Origin of the sequence: Blautia hydrogenotrophica DSM 10507 (assembly GCF_034356035.1) — a bacterium.
GTDB lineage: Bacteria > Bacillota > Clostridia > Lachnospirales > Lachnospiraceae > Blautia_A > Blautia_A hydrogenotrophica.
This window is the reverse complement of record NZ_CP136423.1, coordinates 1835252-1857104: the sequence shown is the minus strand read 5'-3', so window position 1 is coordinate 1857104 and position 21853 is coordinate 1835252. Positions and strand designations below refer to the sequence as shown.

Genomic DNA, 21853 nt, shown 5'->3' with positions numbered 1-21853 from the left:
AAAAGAGAAGGAGGGCTATGGGGTGACAGAACAAAAACAGAAACAAAAAGGTGGTATAATAGTAATTGGGTTTGCGCTGTTTGCTATGTTTTTCGGTGCAGGAAATTTGATCTTTCCACCCATGCTTGGTTATCTGGGAGGAACAAACTGGATATTAGGATTTATTGCTTTTGCGGGAGTGGACGTAGGTATCGCCGCGCTGGCAGTATATGCAATGTCTAGGGGAGACGGAACCGTCGCTTTTGTGACGAATATCATCGGAGACAAATTAGGTGTAGTAATCAATACGGCAGTCGTTTTGTGTATTGGACCATTTCTGGCGATTCCTAGAACGGGAACGACGACGTTTGAGATGGCCGTACAGTCGATTAATCCAGACATCTCCAGAGTTGCAGAAGTAATTTTCTTATTTGCATTTTTTTGCAGTTACATTGCTTTTGACGATTCGTCAGTCCAAGGTTATTGACATTATCGGAAAGATCTTAACGCCTCTGCTGGTGATTTCTCTGATCGTTTTGATTATAAAGGGAGTAGTTACGCCGATCGGTGAGATTGGGGCGGGTATGGACGCTGCTTCTGTAGTTAATACAGGTATTGTAAATGGTTATCAGACCATGGATGTGCTGGCGGCTTTGTGCTTCTCGATCATTATTGTAGAGAGTGCCCGGAAAAAAGGGTACGAGGGAAGAAAAGAGTGCAGCCGTGCTATGATGGGTGCCTGTGGAATTTCCGCGGTTCTCTTGCTGTTCGTATACGGCGGACTTACCTTCTTAGGTGCGACTACAATTGATGTCTATCCAGAAGTAACGGACAATGCGAAGCTGTTGTCAATGATCATCCAAGATCTTTTAGGTTTCGGCGGTATGGTTCTTCTGGGAATTATCGTGGGACTAGCATGTCTGACAACGTCAATTGGCTTGACATCCGCAACAGCCTCTTATTTTGAGACACTTTTCAAAGGAAAGGTAAGTTACAAAACCCTGGTAGTTGTTGTTACTGTATTCAGTTTTGCAGTTTCTAATATCGGTTTGAATCAGATTATCGCTATCGCAAGTCCGATTTTGAGTCTGTTGTATCCGGTAGTAATCATATTGGTTATCTGCTCGTTCTTTAAAGACAGACTGTTAAGGTGTTATCTTCCGGGCGCGGCGTGTCTGGTGGCGTTTGTTATCACCTGCTTTGACACTCTGCACAGCACTTTCGGAATGAACTTCTCATTCTTGGAAATGCTTCCACTAGATTCCATGGGGCTTGGCTGGGTTCTGCCAGCAGTGATCGGAGGGCTGATCGGATTCTTTGTTCCGAGAAAAGCAAAAGCTGCCGAAGAGGCTTAAAATTGTTCATTTAAATATAGAAGTTTCTTAACACAATGGAGGTATTAAATTATGGAGAAAAAGAACATCGATTGGGGTAGTCTAGGGTTTGCTTATATGCCTACAGACAAACGCTATGTCTCAAACTACAAAGACGGCAAATGGGATGATGGTGCATTGATTGATGATCCTGTAGTACATATTAACGAGAGTGCGGGAGTTCTTCAGTATGCACAGACTGTTTTCGAGGGGTTAAAGGCTTATACTACAGAAGATGGCCATATTGTAGCTTTCCGTCCCGATATGAATGCAGAGCGTTTGGAAGCATCCGCTCTCAGATTGCAGATTCCGCCATTTCCAAAGGATCGTTTCATGGAAGCTGTGAAGGAGGTTGTAGCTGCCAATGAGGCATATGTTCCGCCTTATGGCTCAGGAGCTTCCCTGTATCTGAGACCATTTATATTTGGAAGTGATCCGGTACTCGGTGTAGCGCCGGCAAAAGAATATCAGTTCCGTATTTTGTGTACTCCTGTTGGACCATATTTCAAAGGCGGTGCAAAGCCGATTACCATTCGTGTTTGCGACTTTGACCGTGCGGCTCCTCATGGAACTGGTCATATCAAAGCAGGTCTGAACTATGCAATGAGTTTATATGCAATTACAGATGCTCATAATCAAGGCTATGATGAGAATATGTATCTGGATTCTGCCACCAGAACAAAGGTGGAAGAGACCGGTGGTGCGAACTTCCTGTTTGTGACAAAAGACAATAAGGTAGTGACACCGAAGTCCGATACGATTCTGCCTTCCATTACCCGCCGTTCTTTAGTTTATGTAGCAAAAGAATACTTGGGTCTGGAAGTAGAGGAACGTGAAGTATTATTCGAGGAAGTAAAAGATTTTGCTGAGTGTGGTCTGTGTGGTACAGCAGCAGTAATCTCTCCAGTTGGCAAGATTGTCGATCATGGAAAAGAGATTTGCATGCCGAGCGGCATGAGTGAGATGGGACCTGTTCTGAAGAAGTTGTATGAGACCTTGACCGGTATTCAGCAGGGTAAGATTAAAGCTCCAGAAGGATGGATTCAAGTTATTAAATAAGCTGCTTTACTTTCCCCCTATAGATAGTGTTCACTGGTATGGCCATGTGGTCGTATGAGTGGATACTGAGAAGAAAAGTGGCGCTCGATCGTCTTTATGATGATTGGGCGCCACTTTTTTTAATAAATTTAACTTATTCACCTTTCCACTTTAGCAATTTAAAAATTCACATAGCGACTTGGAAAATCATTGAAAAAAGATAACTTTCAGTTTATAATAAAATCGGCTAAAATTTTGGTTATAATTTTTAACAATATAGAAAATGGAGGGCAAAAGAATGAGCAACACAACAACCAGCTTAGCAAGTACGAGAATTGATTCCGTGCTTGACGCGAACAGTTTTGTTGAGATCGGTGCGAGTATCACTGCCAGAAGCACAGATTTTAACTTGACTGGAATCCAGACACCATCCGATGGAGTCATCACCGGCTATGGTGTTATTGATGGCAATCTTGTGTATGTGTACAGCCAGGATGTGTCCGTGTTAAACGGTACCATTGGTGAGATGCATGCCAAAAAGATTGCCAATTTGTATGATTTGGCAATGAAAACCGGGGCACCGGTGATCGGGCTGCTGGATTGTGCCGGGCTTCGGCTTCAGGAAGCGACAGATGCTCTGAACGCTTTCGGTGAGATCTACAGAAAGCAGGCACTGGCATCCGGTGTGATTCCGCAGATTACGGGGATTTTTGGAATCTGTGGTGGTGGTTTGGCCATCTTCCCAGCATTGACAGATTTTACTTTTATGGCTGACAAAGGGGCTAGACTGTTTGTCAATTCTCCCAATGCGATTGAGGACAACTATGAGGAAAAATGCGATACCAGCAGCGCTTTGTATCAAAGCGAGGAGACTGGTCTGGTGGATGGTGTCGGAAGTGAGGAAGAGATCTTGCAGAAGATTCGGACACTGGTGACAATGCTACCTTCAAATAATGAAGATGACGCCTCTTACGAGGAGTGTACAGACGATTTGAACCGTGTCTGCTCAGAGCTTGTGAACTGTGTGGGAGATACGGCGATAGCGCTGTCTCAGATCTCAGACAATCACATCTTTTTTGAGATAAAAGAAAACTATGCCCAAGAGATGGTAACGGGTTTTATTAAGCTGAATGGCATGACTATAGGTGCAGTGGCTAACCGCAGCGAAGTGTATGACCAGGAGGGAAATAAGACTGCTCAGTTTGACGGCAGTCTGACTTCTAAGGGATGCCGAAAGGCAGCAGAATTTATAGAGTTCTGTGATGCGTTTTCGATTCCTGTCCTGACTTTGACCAATGCCTCAGGATATTCTGCCGGCAAATGCTCTGAGAAGACCATCGCAAAATCTGTGGCAAAGTTGACTTATGCCTTTGCGCAGGCCACAGTTCCCAAAGTGAATGTGATTGTAGGCAAAGCCTTTGGAAGCGCGTATGTAACGATGAACAGTAAAGCTTTGGGGGCGGATATGGTCTATGCGTGGAAGGATGCCCAGATCGGCATGATGGACGCCAATCTGGCAGCTAAGATTATGTATGCAGACTCAGATATGGCTGTGATACGCGAGAAAGCTTCTGAGTATGCAAAGTTGCAGGACAGTGTACAGTCTGCGGCGGCGAGAGGATACGTGGACACGATTATCGAGCCTCAGGATACCAGAAAATATGTAATCGGTGCTTTTGAGATGCTGTTCACAAAAAGAGAAGACCGTCCGGCGAAGAAGCATGGAACAGTCTAAGCGAGGTGAAATTGATGAAGCAGACAAGTAAAAGATTAATCAGCCTTTCTCTGGTGATTCTGTGCGTGGTTTCTCTGTGTGCCTGCGGCGGCAAAAAGGAGAGTACGCTCAATGCAGACATTCAAAGTCAGGCAGAGCAAAACGCTATCGGCTTGGTTCAGACGATTGTGGAACTGACGGACAGTGACATAGAGAATTATATGAATTCCGGGGATGAGTTCACCGAAAATGCCATGGAGGCATGGGAAGGCTCAAAAGGAGAGCTGGGTGCGTTCACCGAGGCTGGAGATGTGACCACAGAGTACGACGAGACTGAAAAAAAATATACCGTGACAGTACCGGCGAAATTTGAGAATGCGGATTCAAATTTTGTGTTTGAATTTGATAAGACAGGAGCTCCTTCTACTTTGAGTGTGGAAGTACAGTATCCAAAGTCTGTAAATCTTCAGCGCGCGGCGATGAATACTTTGATGGGACTTGGAACGGTGTTTGTCGTATTGATTTTCCTGAGTTTTGTGATTTCTCTGCTGAAATACATTCCTGGATGGGTGGACTCTATTGGAAAGAAGAAGCAGGCGCCTCAGGATACACAGGAACGGAAGACAGAAGTTCTCTTGTCAGAGCCGGAGGAACTGACCGAGAAGCTGACGGAGGATGTATCTGATGACACGGAGCTGATCGCTGTTATCGCTGCGGCGATTGCGGCCGCAGAGGGAACCAGCACAGATGGTTTCCAAGTACGGACGATTCGAAAAGTAAAACGCAAAAAATGGTGAGATAAATTAGGAGGAATTGACCATGAAAAATTATACAATTACAGTAAATGGAAACGTATATCAGGTGACAGTAGAAGAGGGGACCACAGACGGAGTCGTTCAGGCAGCTACAAAAGCAGTCTCTGCACCGAAGGCAGCTCCTGCGGCTGCAGCTCCTGCAGCGAGCGTAGGTGCTGGTTCTGTCAAAGTGAATGCTTCTGTGCCAGGAAAAGTCCTCAGAGTAGAGGCATCTGTGGGACAGTCTGTGAAAGCAGGAGACAATATTGTGATTTTGGAATCCATGAAAATGGAGATTCCGGTTGTAGCTCCGCAGGATGGAACGATTGCAAGCATTGACGTCTCAGAAGGCGCAGCGGTAGAAAACGGAGATGTGCTTGCGACAATGGACTAATACACATCAGGAGGTAGACAAATGTCTTATATAAGTGATACATTGTCAAATCTGGTGAATCAGACTGCCTTTTTTAATCTTTCCGTGGGAAACTATGTGATGATTGTGGTAGCCTGCATCTTCCTGTATCTGGCAATCAAAAAAGAATACGAACCTCTTCTGCTGGTGCCAATTGCCTTCGGTATGCTCTTGGTAAATATCTATCCAGATATTATTTTGTCAGCGGAAGAATCATCCGGGGGAGCTGCGGGACTTCTGCATTTCTTCTATCTGTTGGATGAATGGAGCATCCTTCCTTCCCTGATCTTCCTGGGAGTCGGAGCTATGACGGATTTTGGGCCACTGATTGCAAATCCGAAAAGTTTCCTAATGGGTGCGGCAGCACAGCTGGGTATCTATGTGGCTTACTTCTTGGCAATTTTCCTTGGATTCAACGGAAAAGCTGCGGCAGCGATTTCTATCATCGGCGGAGCTGACGGACCGACGTCTATTTTCCTGGCCGGCAAGCTGGGGCAGACATCGTTGATGGGCCCCATTGCAGTGGCAGCCTATTCTTATATGTCTTTGGTGCCAATTATTCAGCCTCCGATTATGAAGATGTTCACGACGGAGAAAGAGCGTAAGATTAAGATGGAACAGTTAAGACCGGTATCAAAACTGGAAAAAATTCTGTTTCCAATCATCATCACAGCAGTTGTGTGTCTGATTCTTCCTACTACCGCTCCACTGGTTGGTATGTTGATGCTGGGAAATCTGTTCCGCGAGAGTGGTGTCGTAAAACAGCTGACAGAGACTGCTTCCAATGCGATGATGTATATCGTGGTTATCCTTCTGGGTACTTCTGTCGGTGCTACCACCAGTGCCGAGGCATTCTTGAATTGGGATACCATTAAGATCGTTATTTTAGGTCTGGTGGCCTTTTCCTTTGGTACCTTTGGAGGAGTGATGCTGGGTAAACTGATGTGCAAGCTCTCAGGAGGCAAGATCAACCCATTGATCGGCTCTGCCGGTGTGTCCGCAGTTCCTATGGCGGCTCGTGTGTCCCAGAAAGTAGGAGCTGAGGCTGACCCTACGAACTTCCTTCTCATGCATGCCATGGGACCGAATGTGGCAGGTGTTATCGGTACGGCAGTAGCAGCCGGTACTTTCATGGCGATTTTCGGTGTATAAGCGAGTCGCCGCAGAAAATTTATAGGAGGAATTAAGATGTCCGAGATTCAGAAAAAACCTGTTAAAATAATGGAGACGATTCTGCGTGACGCGCATCAGTCTCTGATCGCAACAAGAATGACAACGGAACAGATGCTTCCGATTATTGATAAGATGGACAAAGTCGGCTACCACGCTGTGGAGTGCTGGGGAGGAGCTACTTTTGACGCTTCCTTGCGTTTCCTGAAAGAAGACCCGTGGGAGAGACTGCGCAAACTGCGTGATGGCTTTAAAAATACAAAGTTGCAGATGCTTTTTCGAGGACAGAATATTCTGGGATATCGTCCCTATGCAGACGATGTGGTAGAGTATTTTGTTCAAAAATCTGTGGCAAATGGAATTGACATTATCCGTATTTTTGACTGTCTGAATGACCTGCGTAATTTGCAGACCGCTGTGACTGCGGCAAACAAAGAGAATGCTCACGCTCAGGTGGCCTTGTCCTACACTCTGGGAGATGCCTATACTCTGGAGTACTGGACAGAGAAGGCAAAGCAGATTGAGCAGATGGGGGCGAACTCCATCTGTATTAAAGATATGGCTGGCCTGTTGTTGCCTTATAAGGCTACGGAGCTGGTAAAGGCCCTCAAAGAGACGGTGAAGATTCCCATTGATTTGCACACACACTACACTTCTGGTGTGGCTTCCATGACTTATATGAAGGCTGTGGAGGCGGGTGTCGACATCATTGACACCGCAATGTCTCCGTTTGCGCTGGGCACCTCCCAGCCGGCTACGGAAGTGATGGTCGAGACTTTCCGGGGCACAGAATACGACACAGGCTATGACCAGAATCTGCTGGCAGAGATCGCCGATTATTTCCGTCCAATTCGTGACGAGGCTCTGGACAGCGGTCTGCTAAATCCAAAGAATATGGGTGTGGATATCAAGACTTTGCTGTACCAGGTACCAGGCGGTATGCTCTCAAACCTGACCTCTCAGCTCAAAGAGCAGCATGCGGAGGATAAATTCTATGAGGTTTTGGAGGAAGTTCCGAGAGTGCGAAAAGACTTAGGCGAGCCGCCATTGGTTACTCCATCCTCCCAGATTGTGGGAACTCAGGCTGTGTTTAACGTTATCATGGGCGAGCGCTACAAGATGGTTACAAAAGAGACGAAGGGAATCTTAAGCGGTGAATACGGCGCTACGGTAAAACCCTTTGACCCAGAGGTTGTGAAAAAATGTATTGGAGATAAGGAGCCGATCACCTGCCGCCCAGCAGATCTGATTGACAACGAGCTGGAGACTTTGGAAAGTGAGATGGCTAAGTACAAGGAGCAAGATGAGGATGTTCTGTCCTACGCATTGTTCCCACAGGTTGCGACGGATTTCTTCAAGTACCGTGAAGCACAGAAGACGAAAGTGGACGCTAAGATGGCGGATACCCAAAATGGAGCTTATCCTGTTTAAAAATTATAAAGTTAGAGGAGACCTGTCTGCTTGAGGCAGGTCTCCTCTTTTATACGCGATGAGCGGTGAATTTTACTGGAATTGAAGTTGTCCTTCTGGTATAATAGCAGGTATATGTGAGAAAATAGAGAAAGGAATACGAAACATGGCAAAATTTTTGATCGTGGGGGGTGGTGCAGCCGGAATGATGGCCGCGGTACATGCAGCTAGAGGAGGGCATGAGGTCCATCTCTTTGAGAAAAATGAAAAATTGGGGAAGAAGCTGTATATCACAGGAAAAGGACGCTGCAATCTGACCAATGACTGTGCCACAGAAGAATTGTTTTCTGCCATTGTGAGCAATCCTAAATTTCTCTACAGTGCATTTTATGCCTACCCTAGCCAGGCTGTGATGAGCTTTTTTGAGGAGGCAGATGTGCCCTTGAAAGTGGAACGGGGGAACCGCGTTTTTCCAAAGTCAGATCACTCTTCGGACATCATCAGTGGTCTGGCAAGACAGATGCAGCGTGCAGGTGTGCAGATTCATCTGAACACAGAGGTAAAAAGGCTGCTCTGTGAGGGGGAGCAAATCAGAGGGATAGAGTTGGAAGGTGGTGTTTTTGTGCCATCAGAACATGTACTAGTAGCGACTGGAGGACTGTCCTATCCATCCACAGGTTCTACGGGAGACGGATACCGGTTTGCAAAAGAGTGTGGACATACCGTAACCTCTCTAGCCCCCTCTTTGGTTCCGTTGACGGCCAAGGAGGACTATATCCCCAGACTACAAGGCCTTTCTTTAAGAAATGTCTCTTTGACAATTTTTCGGAATTCTCGAAAAGTCTATGAGGATTTCGGAGAGATGATGTTTACCCATTGCGGGGTTACAGGACCTATGATTTTATCTGCCAGTAGCCGAGTTGGAAGATATTTGGAAAAGGGTGAGGTACTCTTAGCCTCTTTGGATTTGAAGCCTGGACTTTCAGCTGAGCAGTTAGATCGGCGAATTTTGAGGGATTTTGAAGAAGGGAAGAACAAACAGTTCAAAAATGTAATCTCTGGTCTTTTTCCGTCTTCTCTGACTCCGGTTGTGGTAGAACTGAGTGGAATCCCGCCAGAGAAAAAAGTACACGACATTTCCAAAAAAGAGAGGCAGACATTTGGACAGTTGATAAAATCTTTTCCTTTCACAATTACGGGAATTGGAGAGTTTAAAGAAGCGATCATTACCAGGGGAGGAGTTTCTGTCAAAGAAGTTCATCCCCAAACAATGGAATCAAAGAAAATGAAAGGTCTGTATTTTGCCGGGGAAGTCTTGGACTTGGACGCGGTGACTGGAGGATATAATCTTCAGATTGCCTGGTCAACAGCCTTCCTGGCTGCGCAGGCACTAAAATAAAGGAGGAATCAATGGTTACAAATATTGCAATTGACGGACCGGCAGGTGCCGGCAAAAGTACGATTGCCAAAAGAGTGGCAAAAGAATTGTCCTTTATCTATGTGGACACTGGAGCGATGTACCGGGCTATGGCCCTGTATCTGTTGAGAAATCATATCCGCCCAGAAGATTCAGCTTCCATGGAGAGCGCCTGTCAGAGTGCAGATGTTTCTATCATTCACAAAAACGGAGAACAGCAGGTGCTGTTGAATGGTGAGAATGTGACGGGGCAATTGCGCACGGAAGAGGTAGGTAATATGGCCTCTGTGAGTTCGGCAAATCCAAAAGTCCGCGAGAAGCTCATGCAGCTTCAGCAGGATTTGGCGAGGACCAACAGTGTCGTTATGGATGGAAGGGATATCGGGACGAAAGTACTGCCAGATGCCGGCGTAAAAATATATCTGACAGCCAGTGCACGCACTCGGGCGCTCAGGCGCTATCAGGAACTTGTCAAACAAGGAGTTTCCTGTGATTTAGATGAGATTGAAAGAGACATTATCCTCAGAGATGAGAGGGATATGAAACGAGAAATTTCTCCTCTGTGCCAGGCGGATGACGCGGTGCTAGTAGACTCTTCTGACTTGGGAATCGACGAGGTTGTGGAAAAAATTATGGCGGTGTACCGAGCGAGGAGTGAGCAAAGATGAATGTAAAAGTTGCAGAGCATGCAGGATTTTGTTTCGGTGTGAGGAGGGCTGTGGATAAGGTATATGAGCTGATTGAGTCCCAGGAAAAGCCTATCTATACCTTAGGGCCCATTATACATAATGAGTCTGTAGTGGGAGATTTAGAAGCAAAGGGAGTAAAAGTAATTGAGAACATCGAACAGTTACACTCTGTCAGAGATGGGGTTGTTGTCATCCGCTCTCACGGGGTGGGAAGGGCGGTCTATGAGCTGATGGAGAGCCTAGGACTGTCCTATGTGGATGTGACATGCCCTAATGTGCTGAAAATTCACAAGATCGTGGAGCGGGAGAGCAAGGCGGGGAAAAATATTGTCATCATTGGAAATGCGAAACATCCGGAAGTGGAAGGAATCTGCGGATGGTCAGTGTCGAAGCCTGTGGTAATCGAAACTGTGGAAGAAGCAGAAGAATATCAGGCTATGAACGGCAATCCTGTGTGTATTGTGTCCCAAACGACATTTAATTACAACAAATTTAAAGATTTAGTTGAAATTCTTGAAAAAAAGAGGTATGATAATAATGTTTTAAATACCATATGCAATGCTACAGAGGATCGGCAAAGGGAAACGAAACAGATCGCAAAAGAAGTGGACACCATGCTGGTAATCGGCGGCAAGCATAGCTCGAATACACAGAAGTTGTATGAAATCTCAAAATGTGAATGTGGAAATACTTACTATATACAGTCACCTGTCGACTTGGATTCTGAAATGTTCCAATCCAGTAGTTGCGTAGGTATTACAGCAGGGGCATCCACCCCAAACAAAATTATTGAGGAGGTTCAAAAGCATGTCAGAATTAAGTTTTGAACAGATGTTGGAGGAGTCATTAAAAACTATCAGAAATGGAGAGATTGTCCAGGGTACCGTCATTGATGTAAAAGATGATGAGATTATTCTGAATATCGGATATAAGGCAGACGGTATCATTACGAAGAATGAATACTCAAATGATCAGAGTATTGTATTGCAGGATGTGGTGCATGTGGGTGATTCCATGGAAGCGAAAGTCCTGAAGGTAAACGACGGTGAGGGACAGGTTGTACTTACCTATAAGAGATTGGCGGCAGAAAAGGGCAACAAACGACTGGAAGAGGCGTATGAGAACCAGGAGGTTCTGAGAGCTCCAGTGACTCAGGTACTGGATGGTGGTCTCTGTGTTGTTGTGGATGAGGCAAGAGTCTTTATACCGGCAAGTCTGGTATCTGATACTTATGAAAAAGATTTGAGCAAATATGCAGACCAGGAAATTGAATTCTTAATCACAGAGTTTAATCCAAAGAGAAGAAGAATTATTGGTAACCGTAAGCAGCTTCTGCTGGCTGAGAAAGCTGAGAAGCAGAAAGAATTGATGGCTAGAATTTCCGTAGGAGATACCGTAGAAGGTGTGGTTAAGAATGTGACGGATTTTGGCGCATTTATCGACTTAGGCGGAGCGGACGGACTGCTTCACATCTCAGAGATGAGCTGGGGAAGAGTGGAGAATCCTAAGAAAGTCTTTAAAGTTGGGGATACCGTCAAAGTGTTAATCAAAGATATCAACGGCGATAAAATTGCTCTGAGTCTGAAGTTTCCGGAAGAGAATCCATGGTTGACAGCTGCTGAGAAATTTGCAGTTGGAAATGTGATTACTGGAAAAGTTGCGAGAATGACTGACTTTGGCGCGTTTGTTGAGTTGGCACCTGGAGTAGATGCTCTGCTTCATGTGTCTCAGATTTCTAGAGAGCATGTGGAGAAGCCTGCTGATGTATTAAATATTGGCCAGGAAATTCAGGCTAAAGTTGTGGACTTTAACGGTGAGGAAAAGAAGATCAGCCTGAGTATGAAAGCTCTAGAGGCGGCAAAACCTGCGGATGAGAAATCTGCCGAAGAGGATGCAGCGGCTGAAGAGGAGTAATATGCAGATTTGCATATAGAAGATGGAGATGATCTCTGAATACGGAGATGCTTAGATAGAGCGGGATAGTTATCCCGCTCTATTCGATTATGTTCTAGGAAAGACATTATTACGCTAATGCGTGAAAGCTTTTTCCTATAGCAAAAACGCTCCGCTGTGGATGCGCACTCACACAAGAGGTATCCGCCGCAGGCGGCTGCGTTCGGCGCACAAAGTGGGGTTGTACCCCTCAAGATTGAGGGAATGGAGGAGCCAAAGTGGGCTTGCACACTTTGTTCCTATACATAGAAAAGGAGAGACTTTTATGGGGAAAGTAAAGACGACAGAAGAAATCAAAAAGATGGAGGAAGAGATTCGCCAAAATATCAAAGAGATTGAGAGTAGGCAGCCAGATCACCTCTACCAGAAACTAAAAATGGAGTTTTATGACTGGGACTACGAGGAGAGATCTGTCACAGTGCGTTATCCGGTCTTAGACTGGGAGCTGAATCACATGAAAAGTATGCACGGCGGAATTATCGCCTCTGCCATCGACACCACCAGCGGTATCACTACCAGCCATTTTGCAAATCATACGATAACTCCCACGATCAGCATCAATATCAATTATCTTTCACCTGCCATGGATGGAGATGCGATGCTGGTGAAGGCCAAAATCGACCGTATGGGAAAGAGATTGGTGAATCTGACTACTAATTGTTACTCGGAGAACAGCGGAAATGTCATTGCCACAGCGACAGTAAATTTTATGCTGGTCGGAAAACAATAGTAGGGAAAAAGTAAAAGCTCACCGTTTTATGTGGGAGCTTTCAAAGTCATTGGCAGGAGACGGCGAGCCGAAAATAATCCGTCAGCCAGTCTTTTACAGTCGGAATATCATTTAAGAAGTTTAAGTTACAGTCAAACCAGGTATAGCAGGTTCTGGCTGTAGCTTTTTTCTTTTTAGAGCGATCTATGTATGTGGCTAGGCTTTTGTGAACAGCCATGTCTTCTCCGGGAAGATAAAAATAATCGCTGTAATTCGGATAAAACTTTTTAAGGCGGCCTTGGGACAGGGGGGTCTTAAATGCCAACATCTCTTTATCCCCTTGCAGGTGAAACAACTCGTCCTCCCAGGAAAAAGATTTCGGTAGCTTGTGAGGAAGACGAAGAACTGCTTTAAAACTTTGCTGATCTGTGCTTAAGTCCTCAATCTGAAAATCCCCGGCAGAAGGCAGGGTGTAGGTGAGCATAGATAAAATTTTCAGCAATCCCAGGAGATCCTGGCGATTGTGGTTCAGCAAGATTTCAGCCTGCTCTGGTTGATTTTCCCGGAGGAACCTCTGATAAATTGTGACACATTCTTTGCCACTCACATCGTATTTTCTGTTAAATCCCAAAAAATTTTCCAGATCTCTCTGCTTCATGTGTGAAAAATTTAGCATTTTTTTATAAGGTTTTAATAATTTATAAAGATCTAAAGAACTCTGCCAAGGCAGCGCTTTGATGCATTGGCACTGAGATTTTTTGTCTGTGAGATAGGACAGGTCAAAACGGTCTCCATTGTAAGTGATGAAGTGAAAATTCCCCTGAAAATGCGTCAGAAATTCCTGCAAAATTTTCCACTCTTCATCAAAAGTTTCGGCTAACCATTGTGTTTGAATCCATGAATTTTCTGAAAAATGGATACATCCAATCATATATAACTGTGAATTTTTTGGAGTAAAACCAGTGGTTTCTATGTCCAATAAAACGTACTTATGTTTGCTTTGACAAGACAATAAATTAACAATATCAAATGCCTCTAAACCCTCTGTAATTGGGGAGTTTTTAACAATCATACTTTTCTTCTCCTTCTAAAATTGTACTTAATTATATACCAAAATCTCAAAAAAAAATAGTGATTTTTTGTAGAAAAAGTTGTATAGTATATCCAGGGAAATAAAAAAGACGTCTGATAATTTGGTAAAATCAGACAGGCCAGGTTTTTACAACCTGATGCCAAAAAGCCTCAGTGTGCAGTAAAATTTTCTGTACGAAAACTGAAGAAACAATACTGATTAAAGGAGGTTGAATGAATAAATGGGACTATTAACCTTTAAAGGTGGCATTCATCCCTTTGACGGGAAAGAATTGTCAAAAGAACAGCCCATTGAGGTCTATCTTCCCAAAGGGACCATGGCCTATCCATTGTCGCAGCATATCGGTGCTCCTGCTAAGCCTGTGGTGAAAAAGGGAGATCGCGTTTTAAAAGGACAGGTGATCGCGGAAGCCGGTGGTTTTGTGTCGGCACCTATCCACGCGTCGGTGTCTGGAACCGTAAAGGGGATGGAACCCCGTCTGACAGCGACAGGAACAATGGCGAATGCAATCATTGTGGAGAATGATCAGCAGTATGAGGAAGTAGAATATCAACCAGTGACTTCTCTGGGGGAGCTGACCAAGGAGGAAATTCTGAAGAGAATCCAAGAGGGTGGAGTCGTAGGTATGGGCGGAGCGGGATTCCCAACCCATGTGAAGCTGGCTCCTAAGAATCCGGAGAGCATTGAGTACATATTAGTCAACGGTGCGGAATGTGAGCCTTATCTGACTTCAGATTACCGAAGACTCCTGGAAGAAGGAGAGCAGGTAGTAGAAGGGCTGAAGGTAATGCTGGCGTTGTTTGACAATGCAAAGGGTTACATCTGCATTGAAGACAACAAACCAGACTGTATTCGAAAGATGGAGGAGCTGGTAAAAGACATTCCAAGAATAGAAGTAAAAGCTCTCATGACAAAATATCCGCAGGGTGGTGAGCGTGCGTTGATCTATGCGACCACCGGGCGTGAGATCAATTCTTCCATGCTGCCGGCAGACGTAGGGTGTGTGGTGGACAATGTGGATACAGTCACTGCAATCTATAAAGCTGTTATGCTGGGAAGACCGGTGATTGACCGTATTGTCACGGTGACGGGAGATGCAGTTGCCCAGCCTAAGAATTTCATGGTCAGCACCGGAACAAATATGAATGAATTGGTGGAGGCAGCAGGAGGCTTTAAGGGTCAGCCGGAGAAAATCATCTCTGGAGGTCCTATGATGGGCTTTTCCATGTATGGCTTGGATATTCCGTGTACGAAGACTTCCTCTGCAATTTTGAGCTTTCTTCGGGATGAGGTCTCCCATGTACAGGAGACTGCCTGCATCAACTGTGGCCGTTGCGTCAGTGTCTGTCCGGGGCATGTGATACCGGCCAGATTGGCGACTTTTGCCCAGCACGGAGATATGGAGAAATTCCAGGAGTTTGACGGAATGGAATGCTGCGAATGTGGCTGCTGTAGTTATATCTGTCCGGCTAAACGTCCGCTGACGCAGTCCATTAAGTCAATGCGCAAGATGGTTCTTGCGAGCCGTAAGAGAGGGTAGAGGGAGGAGAGAACATGAACGAAATGTATAATGTGTCATCGAATCCTCATGTCAGGGACAAGATGAGCACGAGCAGACTGATGCAGCTGGTAGTCATCGCATTGATGCCTGCTACTGTATTTGGAGTGTGGAACTTTGGATTTCACGCTTTACTGGTAATATTAGTGACTGTGGCCTCCAGTGTATTATTTGAATGGCTTTTTGATCATTTTATGCACAAGGCGAATACAGTCAAAGATTTCAGCGCAGTTGTGACTGGTCTCTTGCTGGCATTGAATATGCCGCCTGAGATTCCGCTGTGGATTCCCGTATTGGGTAGCGCGTTCGCGATTATTGTCGTAAAACAGCTGTTCGGTGGTCTGGGACAGAATATTATGAATCCGGCCCTGGGCGCTAGATGCTTTTTGCTGATTTCTTTCACGGGAAGCATGACAAACTTTAAAGTCGCAGAAGGGGCACATGCAGTCGTAGATACGGTTTCAGGGGCAACTCCTCTGGCTGCAATGAAAGAATACGGCAGTTTGGGAGACGTGCAGGTTTCTCAGATGTTTATTGGTAATATTCAGGGAACTATCGGTGAGACTTCTGTCATTGCGCTTTTGATCGGTGCGGCAATTTTGCTGGCTTTTAAAGTGATTGATTTTAAAGTTCCGCTTACCTACATCGGAAGTTTTGCAATTTTTATCTGCATTTATATGATGGCCAGCGGTATGGGCTTTGATCTGAATTATCTGGGAGCTCACCTGTTTGGTGGCGGCCTGATGCTGGGAGCGTGGTTTATGGCCACAGACTATGTGACTACTCCGATTACGCCGAAAGGACAGCTGGTATATGGGTGCTGCCTGGGTATTTTGACAGCGATTTTCCGCCTGTTCGGAGGCTCTGCGGAAGGTGTCTCCTACGCAATCATTTTCTGTAACCTGTTGGTTCCGCTGATCGAGAAAGTAACCCGTCCTACGGCGTTTGGCAAAGGAGGGAAAAAGCATGAAAAGTAATACCATTGTAAAAGACACGTTTGCTCTTACCTTGATTACTCTGGTCGCTGGTCTTTTGCTGGGACTTGTCTATGATATCACGGCGGCTCCTATCGCGGCAGAGCAGGCGAGAGCAAAAGCAGAGGCCTACAAGGCAGTTTTTGCGGAAGCCGCAGACTTTGAGACTGTATCTGATACACAAGATCCGGAGTTGGAAAGCTATCTGGATAAAAATGGATATACAGGAGAGAATATCGACGAAGTGATGCTGGCGGTGGATGAGAGCGGAGCTCCTCTCGGTTACGCCTTTACCGTTACGACTTCTGAGGGATACGGCGGGGATATCCAGTTTGCGATGGGCGTAAAAGATGATGGCACATTAAATGGTCTCTCTGTTCTATCTATCAGTGAAACTGCTGGATTGGGAATGAAGGCAGACACAGATGAATTTAAGAATCAGTTTGCGGGTAAGAATGTAGAAAAATTTGAGTATACCAAAAATGGTGCGACAGAAGAAAATCAGATCGACGTCATCAGCGGGGCGACAATTACGACCAACGCGATGACCAACGGCGTAAACGCTGGTCTGTGCGCGTTCCAGTATGAGAAAGGGGGAAATTAAACTATGAAGGCTAACTCACCGGTTGAGAGACTTGTCAACGGTATCGTCAAAGAAAATCCCACCTTCGTGCTGGTTCTTGGAATGTGTCCGACATTGGCGGTCACTACATCAGCAGTCAATGGTGTCGGCATGGGTCTGACTACCACGGCGATTTTGGCGGCGTCGAACCTGATTATCTCAATGTTGCGGAATTTTATTCCAGATAAGGTTCGTATCCCTGCATTCATCGTGGTTGTGGCCTCTTTTGTGACGATTGTACAGTTTTTATTGGAGGCGTTTATTCCAAGTCTATATGCGGCTTTGGGTATCTATATTCCTCTGATTGTGGTAAACTGTATTATTTTAGGGCGTGCCGAAGCGTATGCGTCCAAGCACAAACCTCTTGCTTCCTTGTTTGATGGAATTGGTATGGGACTTGGATTCACACTGAGCATCACCTGCATTGGTGCTGTTCGTGAATTGCTCGGGGCAGGACAGCTGTTCGGAATGCAGCTTCTGCCATTAGCGGATTCTGCTAACGGTGTTATGGGATATGAGCCAATCACAATCTTTGTGTTGGCGCCTGGTGCTTTCTTTGTACTGGCAGCTTTATCTGCTCTGCAGAATCGTTTTAAATTAGGTGCGGCAAAACGTCACATTGATCCCAGTGAAAGCGGCGGGTGCTGTAGCGGCTGTGAGTCCTGCAAGAATTCAGCCTGCACGGGAAAGGAAGGTGACAAACAGTGAAAGAATTACTGATTATCATTATCGGATCTGCCCTGGTAAACAACGTGGTGCTCAGTCAGTTTTTGGGACTTTGTCCATTTTTTGGAGTTTCTAAGAAGATTGACACGGCAGCCGGCATGGGCGGTGCGATTGTCTTTGTCATTACGTTGTCGTCTTTTGTCACCAGCCTGATCTATCAATTTATCTTAGTACCGACGGGATTGGAGTATCTGCAGACGATCGTTTTCATTCTGGTAATCGCTGCGCTAGTACAGTTTGTGGAAATGTTCTTAAAAAAGACGATGCCGTCTCTGTATCAGAGCTTGGGAGTGTATTTGCCGCTGATTACTACGAACTGTGCAGTTTTGGGTGTAGCGCTCATCAATGTGCAGGAGTCTTACAATGTTCTTCAGGGTACCGTAAACGGCTTTGCCACAGCAATTGGCTTTACTTTGGCTATTGTGCTTATGGCAAGTTTGAGAGAGAAAATTCAGTACAACGATATTCCGAAATCTTTTCAGGGATTTCCCATCGTGTTGATTACTGCAGGACTGATGGCAATAGCATTTTTTGGATTTTCAGGATTAATTTAAGGAGGCAGATCGTATGGATATTACAGCAATTCTCATTGCCACTGTGGTTGTGGCAGGTGTCGGCCTCTTTATAGGAATTTTCCTGGGGGTGTCCGGCAAAAAATTCGAAGTGGAAGTGGACGAAAAGGAAATCGCAGTCAGAGAGGCTCTGCCTGGAAATAACTGTGGCGGTTGTGGTTTTCCGGGATGTGATGGTTTGGCAACGGCGATTGCGAAGGGGGAAGCTCCCGTAAATGCATGTCCGGTCGGTGGTGATGCTGCTGCGAAGCAGATTGCTAAGATCATGGGCGAGGAAATTACGGAGTCTGTCCGTCAGGTGGCGTTTGTCAAATGTGCCGGTGACTGTTCTAAGACGCATTTGAATTACAAATATACTGGTGTGGAAGACTGTGAGATGATGGCTTTTGTGCCAGGTGGCGGGGCGAAGTCCTGTGATTACGGATGTCTGGGATATGGTAGCTGTGTGAAAGCGTGCCCATTTGATGCCATTCATATTGTAAATGGAGTCGCTGTCGTAGATAAAGAGGCATGCAAAGCCTGTGGTAAATGTGTTGCGAAATGTCCGAAACATTTGATTGAGTTGGTTCCATATCCGCAGGAGGTGTTTGTACATTGCAGTTCCAATGCGAAGGGCAAGGCTGTGACTGCCAACTGTGAAGTAGGGTGTATCGGATGTAAAAAATGCGAGAAGACTTGTCCGAGTGAGGCGATCAAGGTGGATAATTTCTGTGCTCATATTGATTACGAAAAGTGTACGAACTGTGGGGCATGTAAAGAAGTTTGTCCGAGACATATCATCTTTTAAAGGAAATCTTTTAACGTAAATAGGGAAGAAACTCAAAGATAAAAAAGACTGTCAGCTTGGCAGTCTTTTTTTATTTAGGAAAGAGCTTTCGCGCATTAGCGTGATAAGCTCTTTCCTAAATAAAAACGCTCCGCTAGGGACGCACACGCCGCAATAAGATAGTGCACCGCAAGGCGGTGTTGCGGCGGAGATGAAAATGTTGCTGATGCAACCCGCCGCAGGCGGAGAATCCTGCGGGGCAGGATTCTTTTTTACGTAATAGGAAAGAGCTTGTCACTTTTTAGTATATAAAAATAATACATATATATTGACTTTTTATATTATATGAAATATAATATGTAAAAGAAAAAGATATAACAGTCACAAGATGAGAGGAGGTACGAGATGATTTTTACATTGAATGCGCCGATGTTTGATTTACTGGTGCTGACGATCGTTTCTCATGGGGACGCCTATGGATATCAGATCAGTCAGGTGATAAAGACAGTCTCAAACACCAAAGATTCCACGTTGTATCCCGTTTTACGAAGGCTTTTGGAACAGGGTTTTTTGACTTCCTACGATCAGCCATACCAGGGCAGGAATCGTAAATATTATCGAATCACTCAGGAAGGACAGCAAAAGCAGGAAGAGCTCTCTGAACAGTGGAGACAATTTCAGGACGCGATAAGCAATATTATGGATGGAGGAAAAAATTATGACTAGGACAGAATACATGCGCCGTTTGTCAGTGAGATTAAAACATCTTCCTCGGGAAGACTTTGACAGGGCGATGGAATACTTTCAGGAATATTTTGACGAGGCAGGGGCTGAGAAAGAACAGCAGGCGATTCAAGATCTGGGAGATCCTCAGTCTGCGGCAGAACAGATCATCATGGATTTGGCGGTAAAAAATACAGAGAACAGGCCCGAGAATATGAGAAGGGGATTTGGTGCGGTTTGGATTGGACTTCTGGCAGTGCTGGCAGCTCCCATTGGGCTTCCGCTGGCGGTGTCTGCGGCGGTACTGATAGGGTGCTTCGGAGTTGTCGTCTTGTCCTTGCTGCTTAGCACATTTGTTTTGGTGCTGGCTGCGGTGCTCAGTGCAGTCATCGGACTGGCAGCGGGAGTATGGCTGATTTTTACGTCTCCCGCAAATGGTTTGGCCACTTTTGGACTGAGTCTTCTGGTCTTTGGACTGGGATTATTGGCAGGTATTTTTTCCATATGGCTGTGTAAAGTCTGCCTGTCAGGTATTAGCAAGGGAGTCGGACGAATGATTAAGAAGAGAGGAGGAAAAAAATATGAGATTTAAGAAAAAAAGCTGGGTGGTAGTCGCTGCCGCTGTCGCGGCTGCCGGAGTGGTGTTTCTGACTGCTGGAGTCGCTTTGGGAGGTCGTCCAGGTTTTACCATTGACCAAAACGGAATACACGGAGCCAAAAGTTCCTCAGAGGAGAATTTCAGATTAAAAAAGACCCGCCTTGACAAGTTTCAAAATATCAGACTGAATGTGGATGATGCAGATGTGCAGGTGATTTTATCGGACGATTATTATATTGAATATTATCTAGAAGGTGATAAGAATATCAAGGAACCCTTGTTGGAAGTGAAAGATCAGACTTTGACCCTGAAAGAAGAGCACAGTGATTTTGTCCTTTCTTATTTCAATTTCGATTTCTTTAGTCGACTAGGTTCTGATGAGAAGAACTATTATGTGAAACTTTATGTGCCGAGGAACACGAAGTTTCAAAGCGTCTCGTTGTCCACGGACAGCGGTGATATGAAGCTGGACGATGTGGATGCAGATACCTTGAAGCTCAGAGCGGATTATGGAGATATCACCGCGAAATCTCTGACCGCACAGAATGCAAAGCTCTATCTGGACTCTGGGGATTTGACGGCAGAAAGCTTAAAAGCTACAAAATTGACCATGGAAAATTCCTATGGGAATATAAAACTCACGAAGCTGAACACACAGGATACTGATGTCACCGCAGACAACGGAAAGATCGAGATTCAGACAGCGTCCGTGGGAACTCTGAACCTGACCGATGATTATGGAGATGTAACCATAGGAGAGCTAAAGGGAGACAGGGCGAATTTAGAGATGGACTCCGGGGACCTACTCTTAGGAAACTGTGATCTGAAAGAATTGGAAGGCAAAAATGCATACGGAGATATCACCGTGGAACTGACAGGAAAATTAGAAGATTACGACTTGTCTTTGGAGACAGATTATGGGAAAATGTCTGTGGAAGGCGCCTCGAAGATTCATGGGGATTCTGATGAGTACTACTATGAGAATCACGCAGGAAAAGGCAAGTCTGTTCAAATGTACTGTGATTCCGGTGATATCGCGGTGACCTTTCAAAATAATCAGGAGTAGAGGAGTCGAAAAGATGGGAAGGAATAGAGAGACTGTGTTATATTACACGCCTGAGAGTACGAAAAAGACAGCTAAGTTAAAAGCAGTTCTGATTCAGATGGGCGTGCGGATAAAAAATATCGGTGCCTGCCAGGTTGGAGAACGTGTAGGATATCTTGCAGGAATGGACGGGTATGAGAAGAATGAGATAGGAGAAGCGCTGCCTCTGATTTCTCAGGAGGTGTTGGTTATGAAAGACTTTTCCAGCCGCCGTATGGATGAGCTGTTCTTGCGAATCAGGAAGGCTGGTATTCCTAAAATTGACCTGAAAGCGGTAATCACGGCTACCAACGCAGGCTGGACGTTCTATCAGCTATACGAAGAGATTTTGGCAGAACACAGGCAGATGGAGAATCAAAATGCTCCATTTCATGGAGACAACGATAATTCTCTGAGTGACTGAGAGAATTCTATCTGGAACTCCCGGAATAAAACAGAAGAGACCGGTAAAAAATAAG

24 protein-coding genes are annotated in these 21853 nt (G+C 45.4%); 23 read left to right on the top strand and 1 reads right to left on the bottom strand.

What is annotated here, in order from left to right; translation table 11 throughout:
• Positions 1-22: 22 nt before the first annotated feature.
• The 13 genes from BLHYD_RS08680 (at position 23) to BLHYD_RS08620 (ending at position 12679) form a co-directional block, all read left to right on the top strand.
• Positions 23-466, top strand: a complete 444-nt coding sequence (locus BLHYD_RS08680; RefSeq protein WP_260784504.1) for a branched-chain amino acid transport system II carrier protein — start codon at positions 23-25, stop codon at positions 464-466.
• Positions 411-1334 (top strand): branched-chain amino acid transport system II carrier protein, encoded by a 924-nt coding sequence (locus tag BLHYD_RS08675; RefSeq protein ID WP_260784505.1) that lies wholly within the window; start codon positions 411-413, stop codon positions 1332-1334. The genes BLHYD_RS08680 and BLHYD_RS08675 overlap by 56 nt, the downstream gene beginning before the upstream one ends.
• Positions 1335-1385: 51 nt before the next feature.
• Positions 1386-2411, top strand: a complete 1026-nt coding sequence (locus BLHYD_RS08670; RefSeq protein ID WP_005945836.1) for a branched-chain amino acid aminotransferase — start codon at positions 1386-1388, stop codon at positions 2409-2411.
• A gap of 277 nt (positions 2412-2688) precedes the next feature.
• The gene (locus BLHYD_RS08665) at positions 2689-4125 is read left to right on the top strand and encodes an acyl-CoA carboxylase subunit beta (RefSeq protein WP_040350281.1); all 1437 of its coding nucleotides are present in this window, start codon (positions 2689-2691) and stop codon (positions 4123-4125) included.
• 14 nt (positions 4126-4139) lie between these two features.
• Positions 4140-4901 (top strand): OadG family transporter subunit, encoded by a 762-nt coding sequence (locus BLHYD_RS08660; protein WP_005945833.1) that lies wholly within the window; start codon positions 4140-4142, stop codon positions 4899-4901.
• Positions 4902-4923: 22 nt separating this feature from the next.
• Positions 4924-5292 carry a biotin/lipoyl-binding carrier protein gene (locus tag BLHYD_RS08655; protein ID WP_005945831.1) on the top strand — a complete coding sequence of 123 codons (369 nt, stop codon included), beginning with the start codon at positions 4924-4926 and terminating at the stop codon, positions 5290-5292.
• A gap of 21 nt (positions 5293-5313) precedes the next feature.
• Complete coding sequence (locus BLHYD_RS08650; protein ID WP_005945829.1) at positions 5314-6462, top strand: sodium ion-translocating decarboxylase subunit beta; 1149 nt, start codon at positions 5314-5316, stop codon at positions 6460-6462.
• Positions 6463-6498: 36 nt separating this feature from the next.
• Complete coding sequence (locus BLHYD_RS08645; RefSeq protein ID WP_005945827.1) at positions 6499-7911, top strand: oxaloacetate decarboxylase subunit alpha; 1413 nt, start codon at positions 6499-6501, stop codon at positions 7909-7911.
• Between the two features lie 145 nt (positions 7912-8056).
• Positions 8057-9289, top strand: a complete 1233-nt coding sequence (locus tag BLHYD_RS08640; protein WP_005945825.1) for a BaiN/RdsA family NAD(P)/FAD-dependent oxidoreductase — start codon at positions 8057-8059, stop codon at positions 9287-9289.
• 11 nt (positions 9290-9300) lie between these two features.
• Entirely contained in the window at positions 9301-9975 is a 675-nt protein-coding gene (gene cmk, locus BLHYD_RS08635; protein ID WP_005945824.1) for a (d)CMP kinase, read from the top strand.
• Positions 9972-10823, top strand: coding sequence for a 4-hydroxy-3-methylbut-2-enyl diphosphate reductase (ispH, locus tag BLHYD_RS08630; RefSeq protein WP_055163431.1), 852 nt, complete (start codon positions 9972-9974; stop codon positions 10821-10823). The genes cmk and ispH overlap by 4 nt, the downstream gene beginning before the upstream one ends.
• Entirely contained in the window at positions 10804-11910 is a 1107-nt protein-coding gene (gene rpsA / locus BLHYD_RS08625; RefSeq protein ID WP_005945818.1) for a 30S ribosomal protein S1, read from the top strand. Before ispH ends, rpsA begins: the two co-directional genes overlap by 20 nt.
• Before the next feature lie 304 nt (positions 11911-12214).
• Positions 12215-12679, top strand: a complete 465-nt coding sequence (locus tag BLHYD_RS08620; protein WP_005945813.1) for a PaaI family thioesterase — start codon at positions 12215-12217, stop codon at positions 12677-12679.
• A 46-nt stretch (positions 12680-12725) separates the two neighbouring features.
• Here the strand turns inward: BLHYD_RS08620 and BLHYD_RS08615 are convergent, their stop codons facing one another.
• Entirely contained in the window at positions 12726-13730 is a 1005-nt protein-coding gene (locus tag BLHYD_RS08615) for a ribonuclease H-like domain-containing protein (protein ID WP_005945811.1), read from the bottom strand.
• A gap of 241 nt (positions 13731-13971) precedes the next feature.
• Here BLHYD_RS08615 and rsxC point away from each other — a divergent pair, with 241 nt between their 5' ends.
• From rsxC to BLHYD_RS08565, 10 genes are all read left to right on the top strand, one after another.
• Entirely contained in the window at positions 13972-15291 is a 1320-nt protein-coding gene (gene rsxC, locus BLHYD_RS08610) for an electron transport complex subunit RsxC (RefSeq protein WP_005945807.1), read from the top strand.
• Positions 15292-15305: 14 nt separating this feature from the next.
• Positions 15306-16286 carry an RnfABCDGE type electron transport complex subunit D gene (locus BLHYD_RS08605; RefSeq protein ID WP_005945805.1) on the top strand — a complete coding sequence of 327 codons (981 nt, stop codon included), beginning with the start codon at positions 15306-15308 and terminating at the stop codon, positions 16284-16286.
• On the top strand, positions 16276-16887 hold the full coding sequence (locus tag BLHYD_RS08600) for an RnfABCDGE type electron transport complex subunit G (RefSeq protein ID WP_005945803.1): 612 nt from the start codon (positions 16276-16278) through the stop codon (positions 16885-16887). The genes BLHYD_RS08605 and BLHYD_RS08600 overlap by 11 nt, the downstream gene beginning before the upstream one ends.
• A 3-nt stretch (positions 16888-16890) precedes the next feature.
• Positions 16891-17613 (top strand): electron transport complex subunit RsxE, encoded by a 723-nt coding sequence (gene rsxE / locus BLHYD_RS08595; protein ID WP_005945801.1) that lies wholly within the window; start codon positions 16891-16893, stop codon positions 17611-17613.
• Entirely contained in the window at positions 17610-18185 is a 576-nt protein-coding gene (gene rsxA / locus BLHYD_RS08590; RefSeq protein ID WP_005945799.1) for an electron transport complex subunit RsxA, read from the top strand. Before rsxE ends, rsxA begins: the two co-directional genes overlap by 4 nt.
• Before the next feature lie 13 nt (positions 18186-18198).
• Positions 18199-18990 carry an RnfABCDGE type electron transport complex subunit B gene (locus BLHYD_RS08585; protein ID WP_005945797.1) on the top strand — a complete coding sequence of 264 codons (792 nt, stop codon included), beginning with the start codon at positions 18199-18201 and terminating at the stop codon, positions 18988-18990.
• 384 nt (positions 18991-19374) lie between these two features.
• Positions 19375-19695, top strand: a complete 321-nt coding sequence (locus BLHYD_RS08580; RefSeq protein ID WP_005945795.1) for a PadR family transcriptional regulator — start codon at positions 19375-19377, stop codon at positions 19693-19695.
• The gene (locus BLHYD_RS08575; RefSeq protein ID WP_021844934.1) at positions 19688-20284 is read left to right on the top strand and encodes a DUF1700 domain-containing protein; all 597 of its coding nucleotides are present in this window, start codon (positions 19688-19690) and stop codon (positions 20282-20284) included. The genes BLHYD_RS08580 and BLHYD_RS08575 overlap by 8 nt, the downstream gene beginning before the upstream one ends.
• The gene (locus BLHYD_RS08570; protein WP_005945792.1) at positions 20274-21356 is read left to right on the top strand and encodes a DUF4097 family beta strand repeat-containing protein; all 1083 of its coding nucleotides are present in this window, start codon (positions 20274-20276) and stop codon (positions 21354-21356) included. The genes BLHYD_RS08575 and BLHYD_RS08570 overlap by 11 nt, the downstream gene beginning before the upstream one ends.
• A gap of 13 nt (positions 21357-21369) precedes the next feature.
• Entirely contained in the window at positions 21370-21798 is a 429-nt protein-coding gene (locus BLHYD_RS08565; protein ID WP_005945790.1) for a DUF3783 domain-containing protein, read from the top strand.
• Positions 21799-21853: the final 55 nt, after the last annotated feature.

Bases quoted from the DNA above. Each gene is read 5' to 3' on its own strand.
- BLHYD_RS08670 (WP_005945836.1), top strand. From the start codon at position 1,386: ATGGAGAAAAAGAACATCGATTGGGGTAGTCTAGGGTTTGCTTATATG.
- BLHYD_RS08665 (WP_040350281.1), top strand. From the start codon at position 2,689: ATGAGCAACACAACAACCAGCTTAGCAAGTACGAGAATTGATTCCGTG.
- BLHYD_RS08660 (WP_005945833.1), top strand. From the start codon at position 4,140: ATGAAGCAGACAAGTAAAAGATTAATCAGCCTTTCTCTGGTGATTCTG.
- BLHYD_RS08655 (WP_005945831.1), top strand. From the start codon at position 4,924: ATGAAAAATTATACAATTACAGTAAATGGAAACGTATATCAGGTGACA.
- BLHYD_RS08650 (WP_005945829.1), top strand. From the start codon at position 5,314: ATGTCTTATATAAGTGATACATTGTCAAATCTGGTGAATCAGACTGCC.
- BLHYD_RS08645 (WP_005945827.1), top strand. From the start codon at position 6,499: ATGTCCGAGATTCAGAAAAAACCTGTTAAAATAATGGAGACGATTCTG.
- BLHYD_RS08640 (WP_005945825.1), top strand. From the start codon at position 8,057: ATGGCAAAATTTTTGATCGTGGGGGGTGGTGCAGCCGGAATGATGGCC.
- cmk (WP_005945824.1), top strand. From the start codon at position 9,301: ATGGTTACAAATATTGCAATTGACGGACCGGCAGGTGCCGGCAAAAGT.
- ispH (WP_055163431.1), top strand. From the start codon at position 9,972: ATGAATGTAAAAGTTGCAGAGCATGCAGGATTTTGTTTCGGTGTGAGG.
- rpsA (WP_005945818.1), top strand. From the start codon at position 10,804: ATGTCAGAATTAAGTTTTGAACAGATGTTGGAGGAGTCATTAAAAACT.
- BLHYD_RS08620 (WP_005945813.1), top strand. From the start codon at position 12,215: ATGGGGAAAGTAAAGACGACAGAAGAAATCAAAAAGATGGAGGAAGAG.
- BLHYD_RS08615 (WP_005945811.1), bottom strand. From the start codon at position 13,730: ATGATTGTTAAAAACTCCCCAATTACAGAGGGTTTAGAGGCATTTGAT.
- rsxC (WP_005945807.1), top strand. From the start codon at position 13,972: ATGGGACTATTAACCTTTAAAGGTGGCATTCATCCCTTTGACGGGAAA.
- BLHYD_RS08605 (WP_005945805.1), top strand. From the start codon at position 15,306: ATGAACGAAATGTATAATGTGTCATCGAATCCTCATGTCAGGGACAAG.
- BLHYD_RS08600 (WP_005945803.1), top strand. From the start codon at position 16,276: ATGAAAAGTAATACCATTGTAAAAGACACGTTTGCTCTTACCTTGATT.
- rsxE (WP_005945801.1), top strand. From the start codon at position 16,891: ATGAAGGCTAACTCACCGGTTGAGAGACTTGTCAACGGTATCGTCAAA.
- BLHYD_RS08585 (WP_005945797.1), top strand. From the start codon at position 18,199: ATGGATATTACAGCAATTCTCATTGCCACTGTGGTTGTGGCAGGTGTC.
- BLHYD_RS08580 (WP_005945795.1), top strand. From the start codon at position 19,375: ATGATTTTTACATTGAATGCGCCGATGTTTGATTTACTGGTGCTGACG.
- BLHYD_RS08575 (WP_021844934.1), top strand. From the start codon at position 19,688: ATGACTAGGACAGAATACATGCGCCGTTTGTCAGTGAGATTAAAACAT.
- BLHYD_RS08570 (WP_005945792.1), top strand. From the start codon at position 20,274: ATGAGATTTAAGAAAAAAAGCTGGGTGGTAGTCGCTGCCGCTGTCGCG.
- BLHYD_RS08565 (WP_005945790.1), top strand. From the start codon at position 21,370: ATGGGAAGGAATAGAGAGACTGTGTTATATTACACGCCTGAGAGTACG.